This window comes from Kitasatospora sp. NPDC059648 (genome assembly GCF_042734825.1).
Classification (GTDB): Bacteria; Actinomycetota; Actinomycetes; order Streptomycetales; family Streptomycetaceae; genus Kitasatospora.
In genome coordinates this window covers 13,333-25,323 of the sequence record NZ_JBHWDU010000064.1, presented here as the reverse complement: position 1 = coordinate 25,323, position 11,991 = coordinate 13,333, and the positions used below count along the sequence as shown (strand labels likewise).

The 11,991-nt window shown below is 72.2% G+C and carries 14 protein-coding genes; 9 read left to right on the top strand and 5 right to left on the bottom strand.

The window, feature by feature from the left end:
• Positions 1-28 precede the first annotated feature (28 nt).
• Positions 29-241: a DUF397 domain-containing protein gene (locus ACFV1W_RS29235; protein WP_380420248.1), complete on the bottom strand. Its 213-nt coding sequence runs from the start codon at positions 239-241 to the stop codon at positions 29-31.
• Between the two features lie 28 nt (positions 242-269).
• A complete protein-coding gene (locus ACFV1W_RS29230) occupies positions 270-1,127 on the bottom strand; it encodes a helix-turn-helix domain-containing protein (RefSeq protein WP_380420247.1) in 858 nt (285 codons plus the stop codon).
• 238 nt (positions 1,128-1,365) lie between these two features.
• Between ACFV1W_RS29230 and ACFV1W_RS29225 the strand changes: the two genes are divergently transcribed.
• The 3 genes from ACFV1W_RS29225 to ACFV1W_RS29215 are packed head-to-tail and all read left to right on the top strand — an operon-like array spanning position 1,366 to position 2,269.
• Entirely contained in the window at positions 1,366-1,797 is a 432-nt protein-coding gene (locus ACFV1W_RS29225) for an ATP-binding protein (protein WP_380420246.1), read from the top strand.
• Positions 1,794-2,075 (top strand): hypothetical protein, encoded by a 282-nt coding sequence (locus ACFV1W_RS29220; RefSeq protein ID WP_380420245.1) that lies wholly within the window; start codon positions 1,794-1,796, stop codon positions 2,073-2,075. Before ACFV1W_RS29225 ends, ACFV1W_RS29220 begins: the two co-directional genes overlap by 4 nt.
• The gene (locus ACFV1W_RS29215; RefSeq protein ID WP_380420244.1) at positions 2,072-2,269 is read left to right on the top strand and encodes a hypothetical protein; all 198 of its coding nucleotides are present in this window, start codon (positions 2,072-2,074) and stop codon (positions 2,267-2,269) included. Before ACFV1W_RS29220 ends, ACFV1W_RS29215 begins: the two co-directional genes overlap by 4 nt.
• An 86-nt stretch (positions 2,270-2,355) precedes the next feature.
• On the opposite strand, the gene ACFV1W_RS29210 is transcribed toward ACFV1W_RS29215, so the two are convergent.
• Together ACFV1W_RS29210 and ACFV1W_RS29205 are read right to left on the bottom strand one after the other, a co-directional pair.
• Positions 2,356-3,219, bottom strand: a complete 864-nt coding sequence (locus ACFV1W_RS29210) for an LLM class flavin-dependent oxidoreductase (protein WP_380420243.1) — start codon at positions 3,217-3,219, stop codon at positions 2,356-2,358.
• Between the two features lie 90 nt (positions 3,220-3,309).
• Positions 3,310-3,495 carry a DUF6924 domain-containing protein gene (locus tag ACFV1W_RS29205; RefSeq protein WP_380420242.1) on the bottom strand — a complete coding sequence of 62 codons (186 nt, stop codon included), beginning with the start codon at positions 3,493-3,495 and terminating at the stop codon, positions 3,310-3,312.
• Between ACFV1W_RS29205 and ACFV1W_RS29200 the strand changes: the two genes are divergently transcribed.
• Positions 3,478-3,978 (top strand): alpha/beta fold hydrolase, encoded by a 501-nt coding sequence (locus tag ACFV1W_RS29200; protein WP_380420273.1) that lies wholly within the window; start codon positions 3,478-3,480, stop codon positions 3,976-3,978. The two genes, ACFV1W_RS29205 and ACFV1W_RS29200, sit on opposite strands and share 18 nt — an antisense overlap.
• Positions 3,979-3,987: 9 nt before the next feature.
• Here the strand turns inward: ACFV1W_RS29200 and ACFV1W_RS29195 are convergent, their stop codons facing one another.
• Positions 3,988-4,368: a winged helix-turn-helix transcriptional regulator gene (locus tag ACFV1W_RS29195; protein ID WP_380420241.1), complete on the bottom strand. Its 381-nt coding sequence runs from the start codon at positions 4,366-4,368 to the stop codon at positions 3,988-3,990.
• A gap of 91 nt (positions 4,369-4,459) precedes the next feature.
• Here ACFV1W_RS29195 and ACFV1W_RS29190 point away from each other — a divergent pair, with 91 nt between their 5' ends.
• From ACFV1W_RS29190 to ACFV1W_RS29170, 5 genes are all read left to right on the top strand, one after another.
• Positions 4,460-5,299 (top strand): NAD(P)H-binding protein, encoded by an 840-nt coding sequence (locus ACFV1W_RS29190; RefSeq protein ID WP_380420240.1) that lies wholly within the window; start codon positions 4,460-4,462, stop codon positions 5,297-5,299.
• Positions 5,300-5,588: 289 nt separating this feature from the next.
• Positions 5,589-7,835, top strand: a complete 2,247-nt coding sequence (locus tag ACFV1W_RS29185; RefSeq protein ID WP_380420239.1) for a heavy metal translocating P-type ATPase — start codon at positions 5,589-5,591, stop codon at positions 7,833-7,835.
• A 363-nt stretch (positions 7,836-8,198) separates the two neighbouring features.
• On the top strand, positions 8,199-9,263 hold the full coding sequence (locus ACFV1W_RS29180; RefSeq protein ID WP_380420238.1) for an iron ABC transporter substrate-binding protein: 1,065 nt from the start codon (positions 8,199-8,201) through the stop codon (positions 9,261-9,263).
• Positions 9,264-9,286: 23 nt separating this feature from the next.
• Positions 9,287-10,849: an ABC transporter permease gene (locus tag ACFV1W_RS29175; protein WP_380420237.1), complete on the top strand. Its 1,563-nt coding sequence runs from the start codon at positions 9,287-9,289 to the stop codon at positions 10,847-10,849.
• A complete protein-coding gene (locus ACFV1W_RS29170; RefSeq protein WP_380420236.1) occupies positions 10,846-11,880 on the top strand; it encodes an ABC transporter ATP-binding protein in 1,035 nt (344 codons plus the stop codon). Before ACFV1W_RS29175 ends, ACFV1W_RS29170 begins: the two co-directional genes overlap by 4 nt.
• Positions 11,881-11,991 lie beyond the last annotated feature (111 nt).

Genomic DNA, 11,991 nt, shown 5'->3' with positions numbered 1-11,991 from the left:
GCCGGGTCGACTTCTCGCGCAGGCATGTTCAGGTGTTCGGGAGTTCGCCGGTCTTGATGGCGGCGACGAAGGCGGTCCATGCCTTGGCCGCAAAGGCCAGAGTGGGGCCCTGGGGGTCCTTCGAGTCCCGGACGGCCAGATGCCCGTTGCTGACGACGAGCCTGGTCTCTATGCAGTCGTTTGCCTGGGCGCTGTAGCTGCTCTTGTACCACTCACGAGCGGAGATCTCCGGCGTGGTCATCTGCTCACCCTCTTGTCTGATCTCGAACTCACGGTTCCGATGCGATGGCGGTGATCATATCGATCGACTGGGCCGGATTCAGGGCCGATGATCGCAGGTAGTCGAAGACGAGTCCGTAGCCGTCGAGCTCCGCTTCCTGCTCCAGGTAGTGGCTGCTGGTCAGGGTCTCAAGGAACACTGTCCCCGGGGTCGGCGAATCTGTGAATCCGAACATCACGAACGCGCCGCACGCTCCGGCGAGAGCGCCGACGCTGAGCGGCACAACCTGCAATGTGACGTTTGGGCGCTGCGCGGCCTCGACCAGGTAGTTCAGCTGCTCGCGCTGTACGTCGAGCCCGCCTACCGGGCACCGAAGAGCAGGTTCCCAGATGATTGCCCAGAAGCGTGCGGGATCTGACTTGGCCAGGACGTCCTTGCGTTCCATCCGCACCTTGACCAGTTGCTCGATGCGTTCGGGGCGGACGGCGGCAGGATTCGCCGCGAGCAAGGCGCGGGCGTAGTCCTCGGTCTGCAAGAGGCCAGGCAGAACCAGAGGTTGCCAGGTTTGGATATACCTGGCATCGCCTTCCAGGGAGAGGAAGTCCGCATACTGGGCTGGGATCGTGTCGCCGTAGTCGTGCCACCAGCCGCGCTTCTTGCTCTCCCGGGCGAGCGTTTCGAGAGCTTCCCTCTCCGACGGATCGGTGATGCCGTAGAGATCGATCAGAATCCCGAGATCCAAGCGCCGGATGCCCACAGAGCCGGTCTCTATCCGGCTGATCTTCGCTCGGGAGCACTTGAGGGCCGCCGCGGCCTCCTCCGTGGACTTGTCCGCGAACTCTCGGAGCCGTCGAAGCTCCGAGCCCAGTCGACGGCCGCGCACTGTCGGCCTTGGTCCGTCGCTCATGCTCGATCCTCTCTGCGCCTGTACAGCATGCATTGTGACGGAGCGTCGAGCACGGAGGCGTCGAGATGCAAATTGCAGACTTCATGTTGCGAGACGTGATGGTACCGGGCCACACTACGGAATGTGGTTAAGGTCACCACACAGCGTGATCCCGGCGGATCTTCGCGCGGGCATTCCCATGCCTCTCGCCGCCCTCTGGATCGCCACCTCTCCCACCGCACCCCCCGGAGGCCCTGCCATGCCCGGAATGTTGGAGAAGCCGCCCGTCCCTCCGCATGACTTCTCGTGGTGGCTGCCCAGCCACCACAAGTCCGCCGGTTTCGCCCGGCGGCTGCTGCGAACCTTCCTCGCCACCCGATTGGGAGGCGAACGGTTCTGCGACACCGGGGAGTTGGTGCTCGGCGAACTCGTCGCCAACTCCGTCCTCCACGCCAAGACCCCGCCGGGGCGGCTCGTCTTCATCCGGCTCTCGCTGCGCCCCGACTCGCTTCGCATCGAGGTGCACGACGCCGATCCGCGCCTGCCGGCCGTGCACCCCGCACCCGAGGACGCCGAGTGCGGCCGTGGCCTCTGGCTCGTCTCCCAGCTGGCCGCGAGCTGGGGGTGCTGTCCGCGCACCGGGGGCATCGGCAAGACGGTGTGGGCGCTGATCGACGGGAGCGCACAGTGAACGCCGAACTTCCTTTCCCCGTCCACGTAGAGATCAAGGGCATCACCGAGCCCGCCACCTTCACCAGGCTCACCGACGCCCTCGACGCCGTCCGCACCAGCCTCGCCCGGCTCCCGCTGGATGCCGACCAGGCCGCCTACCTCGCCGACTTGTTCAGCGACGCCTCCGCCACCCGGATCGCCCACCAGCTGGTCGAGTTCGGTGCGGTGCGCGCGATCGCCTACATCGGCGTCGAGTCCGCCCACCCGATCCACCTGCGCGTGACGGACCCCGAGTGAGCGGGCGTCTCACCTGGGCCCGCATCGAGATGTGGTGGTGCCTCAGTGCCCAGTTCTCCCGCCCGGTCCGCGCCCTGAGCCCACGACGCCGATCCGCCCACACCGAGATGCAGTTCTGGGTGGCCACCCCGGGCAACGCCGAGGCCCTCCTCCGCGCCGTGCTCCGGCAAGCGGCCCGCCACCCGTCCGGATGAGCCAAGACGCCGGGCGATCCGACGCGGATCGCCCGGCCTCTCCTCAAGGGGCGACGTGCACGCCCGGCACGACCTCGAACGGCCGATCAGACCACCGGCGGCCCCGCCTCGATGCGGCGCAGTACCGGGAGGAGGCGGTCCAGGTCGGGGCCGGTCTGGATCTGTCGCTCGTCCCACCAGGTCGCGCCGGCGTCGTGCAGGGGACCGATCACGTCCCTGGCCTTCGCCGCGTCCGGGGGTGTGGCACCGCCGAGCACGAACTCGAAGGGGCGCTCGGCGTCGGCCGTACGGTGCTTACGCACATAGCCGACCAGTTCGCGTACTTCCGCCACGTCCGGCACGTGCCCGTGCCGGGCCGTCTCGAAGAGCGGCACCGCGCCGTCCCACCGCGCTGCCCGCCGCATCGGCGCACGGCGCGGCCAGAACCCCCCGATCCACACCGGCGGACCGGGTCGTTGCACGGTGGCGGGCAGCAACGTCACGTCCCGGACCTCGTAGTGCCCGCCGTGGTGGTTCACCGGCTCGCCGGACCAGAAGTGCCGCAACAGCTCCAGTCCCTCGTCCAGCCGCTCGGCGAGAAGTCGTGGTTCGGCGGCGTCGCCGAAGCTGCGGTATTCGTCCTCGACCGGACCGCCCAGGCCGGCGGCGAAGATCACCCGGCCGCCGCTGAGGTGGTCCAGAGTGGTCACCTGGCGGGCCAGTTGCTGTGGACGGTAGCGGGGGACCGGCGTCAGTAGTGTGCCCAGTCGGATCCGGGAGGTCGCCAGCGCGGCCGCGGTCAGCAGCATCCAGGGGTCTCCGAACGGGCGCCCCTGGTGCTGCCGGTGCAGTACGTGGTCCCAGACGAAAAGCCCGTCCCAGCCCGCCTGTTCGGCGGCAGCCGCAACGGTCGCGACGTTACGGGGGTCGGCGAAGTCACCGAAGTTCGGGATGTTGACGGAGAAGCGCATCCCAGCAGGATGCGCAGTCGGCCGCGGAGCGGCAACCGGATTCGGAAACCGGGGCTTCCCGGCAGGCTGCGGACCCTCCTCAGCCAGGCGTCAGTCCCCGTCGAAGCCACGGAAGGTGCCCGATCGGTCAGCAGCGTCGGCGAACTCCGCGAAGTCCATGTTGGCGATGCTGAGGTTGGCGGACACATCCGGAAACCACCGCGCCGGGACCCTGAACGTTCGCCCGGGTTCGTCCGCGAGGCCGACGGCCAGCAGTGGGTGCTCGGGGCCCTCCATCGCGGTCGCGTCCGCCAGGAGTGGCTCTACGAACCTCCGCTGCCCACCCGGGAGCTGATCGCGGGGGCGGCAGGCGTCCGGGCCCGTGCCGCGCTCGACGGGGGCGATCCGATGGAGGCGATGCGGATCCACATGCGGGACATCGTCCGCGTGCCCGGGGGCCTGGTCGACGCCATGTTCGCCGCCCCGCAGATGCGGGCGGCGCTGTCCCCGTACGCGGCGGCGCAGATCGCGGAGGACGAGGCGATCGACGCGCTCGGCGTCGGGATCGACCGCTTCGCGACGCTCGGGACGCCGACGTCGCTGATCGAGGGCGAGCTCAGTCCTGCCCATCTGCGCGAACGCCTGGCCGATCTGGCGGCGGTCCTGCCGGATGCGCGGGTCGTCACGCTCGCCGGCCAGGGGCACGCCGCCCACATCACCGCTCCCGGGGCCCTGGCCGACAGCATCCGGGACACGGCGGCGCGGGTTCTCCGTCCGTGACCGTCGGCCTCACCCGGTGGCTGCCGCCGTGCGTGGCGGGAGCCGCCGGGTGATGCGGTCGAACAGGTCCGTCAGCGGTTCGGCGACGTCCCGGCCGAACTCGGTGAGCCCGTAGGTGACCTGGGGTGGCGTCGTCGGCTCGACCTCGCGCCGGACCAGGCCGTCCCGGACGAGGGTCCGCAGGGTCTGGGAGAGCATCTTCTCGCTGACGCCCTGGATGCTCTCGCGCAGTTCGTAGAACCGGAGGTCGCCGCCGCGCAGGGAGATCAGCACCCAGATGCCCCACCTGCTGGTCACGTGGTCGACCATGTCGCGGGCGGGGCAGTCGGTGTGAAACACGTCATACCGGCGCCCCGGCTCGACCTGCGTGTGCTGCATGCCTTCCTTCATGCCATGAGCTTACGTAAAGGTACGTCCTTACGAAAAGTTAGCCCGAGTCCTAGCGTCGGGACCACGGACGACATCCGACAAGGAGCTGATCATGATCGTGGTGACCGGGGCGACCGGGAACATCGGCCGGCCGTTGACGCGGGCGCTGGCCGAGGCGGGTCGGGAGGTGGAGGCGGTGTCGCGGCATCCGGCGGCGGTGCCGGACGGCGTGCGCCATGTGGTGGCCGATCTGGCCCGGCCGGGCGAACTCGCGGCCGTCCTGCCCGGCGCGGAGGCGCTGTTCCTGCTGCTGTCCGGGAACCTGCACGCTCAGGCGGCCCGCCCCGCCGACCTCATCGGGGAAGCCGTGGCGGCCGGGGTCCGCCGGGTGGTGCTGCTCTCCACCCAGGGGGTGGTGACCAGGCCCTTCGGCGCGACGCGGATCGCGATGCGCGGGCTGGAGGACGTGCTGCGGGACTCCGGCCTGGAGTGGGCGATCCTGCGGCCGGGCGGCTTCGCCTCCAACGCCCTGTGGTGGGCCGAGTCCGTCCGTGCCCAGCGGCTCGTGGCCGCGCCCTTCGGGGACGTCGGCGTGCCGGTCATCGACCCGGCGGACATCGCCGAGGTCGCGGCGGCCTGCCTGCTGGACGACCGGTACGCCGGTGCCGCGTACGAGCTGACCGGTCCGGAGGTGATCACTCCGCGGCAGCAGACGGAGGCCCTCGCCGCCGCGCTGGGCTCGCCGGTGCGCTTCCACGAACTCGCCCGCGACGAGGCCAGGGCCGCCATGAGCCGGAGCATGCCGGTGGAACTCGCGGACGACACCCTGGACATCCTCGGTTCCCCGAGCCCGGCCGAGCTGCGCGCCAGCCCGGACGTCGAGCGGGTCCTCGGCCGGGCTCCGCGTCCGTTCGCCGACTGGGCCGTGCGCAACGTCGCCGCGTTCCGCTGACCGGACGGGTGGGCGCAGCGAGGTGCCGGGCGATCCGCTGGGGATCGCCCGGCACCTTCCGTACGGGCGTGATCAGTGCTGGTCCTCGGTCGCTGGAGCAGTGGCGCCGTCGGCGGTGACGGTGAAGGCGGCGGTGTGGACGGAGCGGTAGCGGGCGGAGCTTGCGGACAGTACCCCCGGGGGGTATAAAGGAATCCGATGGCTCATATACCCCTAGTGGGTATAGTGGGCCCGGCCGCGGACGCACCTTCGCACGACCTCGAAGTACCGACTGTCACGAGGAGCAACGATGACCACGCAGGCACCCGCCTCCACGGAGGTGGAACTCTCGATCGGCGGAATGACGTGCGCCTCGTGCGCGGCCCGCATCGAGAAGAAGCTCAACCGGATGGACGGCGTCTCGGCCAGCGTCAACTACGCCACCGAGAAGGCGAAGGTCACCTTCGAGGGCGAGGTGGAGGTCGCCGACCTGATCGCCACCGTCGAGGCCACCGGTTACACCGCCGCCCCGCCCGAGCCCCCGGCCACCGCCGGCGTCCCGGACGCCGGGCAGGGCGAGCCCGCCGACGAGCTGGCCCCGCTGCGCCAGCGGCTGTTCACCGCGCTGGCCCTGGCCGTCCCGGTGATCGCGATGGCGATGGTGCCGGCCCTGCAGTTCGACAACTGGCAGTGGCTCTCGCTGACCCTCGCCGCCCCCGTCGTCACCTACGCCGCCTGGCCGTTCCACCGAGCCGCGTTCACCAACGCCCGGCACGGCGCCGCGACGATGGACACCCTGGTCTCGCTCGGTACGGGCGCCGCGTTCCTGTGGTCCCTGTGGGCGCTGTTCTTCGGCGACGCCGGGATGCCCGGCATGCGGCACGGTTTCGAGTTCACCATCGGCCGCAGCGACGGCGCCTCCAACATCTACCTGGAGGCGGCGGCCGGCGTCACCGCCTTCATCCTGGCGGGGCGCTACTTCGAGGCCCGCTCCAAGCGCACCGCCGGAGCCGCTCTCAAGGCGCTGCTGGAACTGGGCGCCAAGGACGTGACGGTGCTGCGCGGCGGAGCCGAGGTGCGGATCCCGATCGCCGAACTCGCCGTGGGCGACAGCTTCGTGGTGCGGCCGGGCGAGAAGATCGCCACCGACGGCACCGTGGTCGAGGGTGCCTCGGCCGTCGACGCCTCGATGCTGACCGGCGAGTCGGTGCCGGTCGAGGTGGGGGTCGGCGACAGCGTCACCGGCGCCACCGTCAACGCGGGCGGCCGGCTGGTCGTCGAGGCGACCCGGGTCGGCGCGGACACCCAGCTGTCCCGGATGGCCAAGCTGGTCGAGGACGCGCAGAACGGCAAGGCCGCCGCCCAGCGCCTCGCCGACCGGATCTCCGCCGTCTTCGTGCCGATCGTCATCACCCTCGCCGTCGCCACCCTCGGCTACTGGCTGGGCACCGGCGAGGGCTGGACCGCCGCCTTCACGGCAGCCGTCGCCGTACTGATCATCGCCTGCCCGTGCGCCCTCGGCCTGGCCACCCCGACCGCCCTGCTGGTCGGCACCGGCCGCGGCGCCCAGCTGGGCGTGCTGATCAAGGGCCCCGAGGTGCTGGAGTCCACCCGCAAGGTCGACACCATCGTCCTGGACAAGACCGGCACCGTCACCACCGGACAGATGACCCTGCTCGGCGTGCACACCGTCGAGGGCGTCACCGAAGCCGAGGCGCTCCGGCTCGCCGGCGCCCTGGAGCACGCCTCCGAGCACCCGATCGCCCGGGCGATCGCCACCGCCGCCGCCAAGGCCGGCGAACTTCCCGCCGTCGAGGGCTTCGAGAACGTCCCGGGCCTGGGCGTCCAGGGCGTGGTCGACGGCCACGCGGTGGTGGCCGGGCGGGAGGCGCTGCTCAACGAGTGGTCGCAGTACCTGCCGGAGTCCCTGGCCGGGGCCAAGCGCAGGGCCGAGTCGGCCGGCCGCACCGCGATCGCGGTCGGCTGGGACGGCGAGGCGCGGGCCGTCCTGGAGGTCGCCGACGCGGTCAAACCGACCAGCGCCGAGGCCATCGCCGCGCTGCGCGCCCTGGGCCTGACCCCGGTGCTGCTCACCGGTGACAACAGGCTGGTCGCCGAGGCGGTCGCGGCCGAGGTCGGCATCGAGCCGGAGCACGTGATCGCCGAGGTCATGCCGCAGGACAAGGTCGACACCGTCAAGCGGTTGCAGGCCGAGGGCAAGGTCGTGGCGATGGTCGGCGACGGCGTCAACGACGCGGCCGCGCTCGCCCAGTCCGACCTGGGCCTGGCGATGGGCACCGGCACCGACGCCGCGATCGAGGCGGGTGACCTGACCCTGGTCCGCGGCGACCTGCTGGCCGCGGCGGACGCCATCCGGCTCTCCCGCCGCACCCTCGGCACCATCAAGAGCAACCTGTTCTGGGCGTTCGGCTACAACGTCGCCGCCCTGCCGCTGGCGGCGGCCGGGATGCTCAGCCCGATGATCGCGGGGGCGGCCATGGCCTTCTCCTCGGTCTTCGTGGTCGGTAACAGCCTGCGGCTGCGCCGCTTCCGCTGAGCGGCCCACCGCCGCCGCCACCGCCACCGTTCGCTGCCGACGGCCCCGAGGCCCCGGAACCGCCGCCCGGTTCCGGGGCCTCGGTGCGCCCGGCTCAATCTGTGAGTGTCACGCACAGTAGCGGCCGTAGTTAGACCGAAACATGCTGTTTCCTCCCCTTGCGCCCGTAATCGGGCGTCTTTGCCTGTGCTTGGGGTAGCACTCACCGAAGTCCTACCCTCTCGCGACCGGACCGAGATGTGACGCTCCGAAACTTGTTAGGCAAGGCTTCCCTGCCTTAGGTTTTCGTGCCGTCGGGCCGGTGCCCTGATCATCCGGCAGGCCCGTACGGCCGACCCCCGCCACCCTCGGAGGACCCTCAGCATGCCCGGAACCGCCCGGCCCCTCGCCGCCCTGTCCCTCCTCGCCGCCTGCGCGCTCGCCCTCACCGCCTGCGGCAGCTCGGGCGGCAGCACGGACAGCGCGGCCCCCGCGGCCTCCGGTACGGCGCTCGCCGGCCAGACCATCACCGTCTACAGCGGCCAGCACGAACAGACCGTCAAGGCGCTGACCGAGGACTTCACCAAGCGCACCGGCATCAAGGTCGAGCTGCGCTCCGGGGACGAGGCCGAACTGGCCAACCAGATCCTCCAGGAGGGCGACGCCTCCCCGGCCGACGTCTTCTACGCCGAGAACCCGCCCGCGCTCACCGTCCTCGGCGACAAGGGCCTGCTCGCCAAGGCCGCCCCCGACACCCTCAAGTCCGTACCGGCCAACGACAGTTCGGGTCGCGGTGACTGGGTCGGGGTCTCCGCCCGGACCTCCGCCTTCCTCGCGGCCACCGGTAAGGCCGCCGACACCGCGCCGCCCGCCTCCGTGCTCGACCTCGCCAAGCCCGAGTGGAAGGGCCGCCTGGGCATCGCCCCCAGCGAGACCGACTTCGCCCCGGTCGTCACCCAGGTGCTCAAGGCCAAGGGCGAGGACGCCACCAAGCAGTGGCTCAAGGGCCTCAAGGACAACGCCAAGATCTACGACAGCAACGAGACCCTCTCCGCCGCCGTCAACAGCGGCGAGGTCGAGGGCGGCGTCATCGACCACTACTACTTCTACCGGATGCGCGACGAGAAGGGCGCCGCCGAGACCCACGCGACCCTGCACTACTTCCCCAAGGGCGACCCGGGCTCGCTGGTCGACGTCTCCGGCGCCGCCGTCCTCAAGCACGGCAAGCACCAGGCCGCCGCCCAGGCCTTCCTCGGCTACCTCGCCTCCGCCCCCGCCCAGACCGTCATCGCCGGCTCGGCCAGCTACGAGTACCCGCTGGTCAGCGGCGTGCAGGGCAAGCCCGAACTGCCCGCCCTGGACACCATCGGCACCGTCGCCGACCCGGCACAGCTGGGCGACGGCAAGCAGGCCCTGGGCCTGCTCCAGGACGCCGGCCTGCTCCAGTGACGACCCCCGCGCAGACGACTTCCGTGGGGACGACCCCGGTCGTCGGGCCGAGGCTGCGGCGCCGGTGGCGGGCCACCGGCCTGCTCGCCCCCGTCGCCGTCGCCGTCGTCGCGGTGGTCGCCTCACCGCTCGGCTTCGTCATCGCCCAGGCCGCGCAGGCCGGTTGGGACCAGACGCGGCGGCTGCTCGGCCGCCCGCTGATCGCCACCCTGCTCTGGCACACCCTGAGCCTGGCCGCCGCCGTCACCCTCGCCACCGCCGTCCTCGGCTTCGGCGCCGCCTACCTGGTCGAACGCACCACCCTGCCAGGCCGCCGCGCCTGGACCGTCGCGCTCGCTCTGCCGCTGGCCGTACCGGAGTTCGTGCGCGGCTACTCCTGGGTCTCGCTGTTCCGCTCCGTCCACGGCTACTGGGGCGCGGTGCTGGTGATGACCTGCTCGCTCTACCCCCTCGTGTTCCTCCCGGTCGCGGCCGCCCTGCGGCACGGCGACGCCGCCGCCGAGGAGGTCTCCCGCTCCCTGGGCCGCGGCCGGCTGGCCACCCTGTGGCGGGTCACCCTCCCGCTCACCCGGCCCGCACTCGCCGGCGGCGTGCTGCTCGTCTCGCTCTACCTCCTCGGCGAGTACGGCGCCTTCGCGATGCTGCGCTACACCACCTTCGCCACCGCCGTGTTCACCCAGTACAAGCTCGGCTTCGACGCGGCCTCCGCCTCCCTGCTCACCCTGGTGCTGGTCGCGCTCGCCCTGCTGCTGGTCGCCCTGGAGGCCTGGGCCGGCCGCCGGGCGCGCGTCACCCGGCACGGCGCCCTCGCCCGCCCGGCACCGCCCGCCCGGCTCGGCGGCTGGACGGCGCCCGCACTCCTCGCCCTCGCCTCGCTGGTCGTCGTCTCGCTCGGGGTGCCGCTGTACGCGCTCACGTACTGGCTGATCAAGGGCAGCTCCACCACCCTGCCCTCCGCCTCCGTCCTCGGCGCCACCCTGGCCACCCTCGGGTACGCGCTCGGCGCGGCGCTGGTCGCCACCGCCGCGGCCGTCCCGGTCGCCCTGTACGGCTGGCGGCACGGCACCCGGCCGGCCCGCGCCGCCGAACGGGTCGCCTACCTCACCCGGGCACTGCCCGGCATCGCGGTCGCCCTGTCGGTGGTCTTCTTCGCCGTCCGCTGGGCCCAACCCCTCTACCAGCAGCCGCCGATGCTCATCCTCGGGTACGTCCTGCTGTTCTTCCCGCTGGCGCTGACCGCCGTCCGCGCCGCCCTCGCCCAGGTGCCGCCCGGCGTCGAGGAGGCCGCCCGCTCGCTCGGCACCCGCCCGCTCGCCGTCCTCGGCCGGATCACCCTCCCACTGGTGCTGCCCGGCCTGGGCGCGGCCGTCGCCATGGTGGGCCTCACCGCCTCCACCGAACTCACCGCCACCCTGCTGCTGCGCCCCACCGGCACCCAGACCCTGGCCACCCAGTTCTGGGTCTACACCAGTGGCCTCGCCTACGGGGCGGCCGCGCCCTACGCCGCGCTGATGGTCGCGCTGTCCGTGCCCTCCGTCCTGCTGCTGACCCGCCGAAACCTCGGCCGTCCTGGGGAGAACCAGTGACCGGACTGTCCGTCGTCGACCTCCATGCCGCCCACGGGCGCAGCCCGGTCCTGCACGGCATCGACCTGACCGTGCCCGACGGCGCCCTCGCCTGCGTCCTCGGGCCGTCCGGCTGCGGGAAGTCCACCCTGCTGCGGGTACTGGCCGGCTTCCACCCGGCCGCCGCCGGACAGGTCCTGCTGCACGGCCGCGTCCTGGACGACGGGCGCAGCCGGCTCGCCCCCGAACACCGGGGCATCGGCCTCGTCCCCCAGGACGGCGCGCTCTTCCCCCACCTGAGCGTCGCCGCCAACATCGGCTTCGGCCTGCCGCGCTCCCGGCGCCGCGCCCGCGTCGGCGAACTGCTCGACCTCGTCGGCCTGCCCGGCCTCGGCGAACGCCGCCCGCACCAGCTCTCCGGCGGCCAGCAGCAACGCGTCGCCCTCGCCCGGGCCTTGGCACCCCGGCCCCGGCTCCTGCTGCTCGACGAACCCTTCGCCGCCCTGGACGCCACCCTCCGCGCCGAACTGCGCCGCGAAGTCGCCGCCACGCTGCGGCAGTCCGGCACCACGGCGGTCCTCGTCACCCACGACCAGGACGAGGCCCTCTCCTTCGCCGACACCATCGCCGTCCTGCGGGACGGCCGGATCGCCCAAGCCGGCACCCCGCACGAGCTCTACCACCGCCCGACGGACGCCGCCGTCGCCACCGTCCTCGGCGAGGCCAACCTGATTCCCGCCGACGCCAAGGGAGTTGAGGCCCTGACCGCCTTCGGCCCACTCCCACTCGTCACCCCCGGCGCGACTCCTACGGCCGCGCTCGCCCTGCTCCGCCCCGGCCAACTCCGCCTCACCGCCGACCCGGTGGACGGCGCGGCCCCGGCCAAGGTCATCGGCAGCGACTTCCGCGGCCACGACCACCGCGTCGAACTCCGCCCGGAAGCCCCCGGACTGCCCGACGTCCTGATCGCCTCCTCGGACCGCCCCTGGCCGGTCGGCAGCGAGACCTACGTGAGCGCGACCGGCCCGGTGCACCTGCTGCCGGAGTCCTGAGCGGGCCGCACCGTTGGCGTGACGGCGGCGGGGCCCGTCGGCTACCGGTCGCGGCGTCGTACCCGCCCGCCCCGGGGCCGACAGGAGCCCCCGCGTCCTCCTCCTGGTGCC

What these genes read in the sequence shown, in the direction of transcription:
- ACFV1W_RS29235 (WP_380420248.1), bottom strand. Translation starts at nt 241, where the DNA reads ATGACCACGCCGGAGATCTCCGCTCGTGAGTGGTACAAGAGCAGCTAC.
- ACFV1W_RS29230 (WP_380420247.1), bottom strand. Translation starts at nt 1,127, where the DNA reads ATGAGCGACGGACCAAGGCCGACAGTGCGCGGCCGTCGACTGGGCTCG.
- ACFV1W_RS29225 (WP_380420246.1), top strand. Translation starts at nt 1,366, where the DNA reads ATGCCCGGAATGTTGGAGAAGCCGCCCGTCCCTCCGCATGACTTCTCG.
- ACFV1W_RS29210 (WP_380420243.1), bottom strand. Translation starts at nt 3,219, where the DNA reads ATGCGCTTCTCCGTCAACATCCCGAACTTCGGTGACTTCGCCGACCCC.
- ACFV1W_RS29205 (WP_380420242.1), bottom strand. Translation starts at nt 3,495, where the DNA reads ATGGAGGGCCCCGAGCACCCACTGCTGGCCGTCGGCCTCGCGGACGAA.
- ACFV1W_RS29195 (WP_380420241.1), bottom strand. Translation starts at nt 4,368, where the DNA reads ATGAAGGAAGGCATGCAGCACACGCAGGTCGAGCCGGGGCGCCGGTAT.
- ACFV1W_RS29190 (WP_380420240.1), top strand. Translation starts at nt 4,460, where the DNA reads ATGATCGTGGTGACCGGGGCGACCGGGAACATCGGCCGGCCGTTGACG.
- ACFV1W_RS29185 (WP_380420239.1), top strand. Translation starts at nt 5,589, where the DNA reads ATGACCACGCAGGCACCCGCCTCCACGGAGGTGGAACTCTCGATCGGC.
- ACFV1W_RS29180 (WP_380420238.1), top strand. Translation starts at nt 8,199, where the DNA reads ATGCCCGGAACCGCCCGGCCCCTCGCCGCCCTGTCCCTCCTCGCCGCC.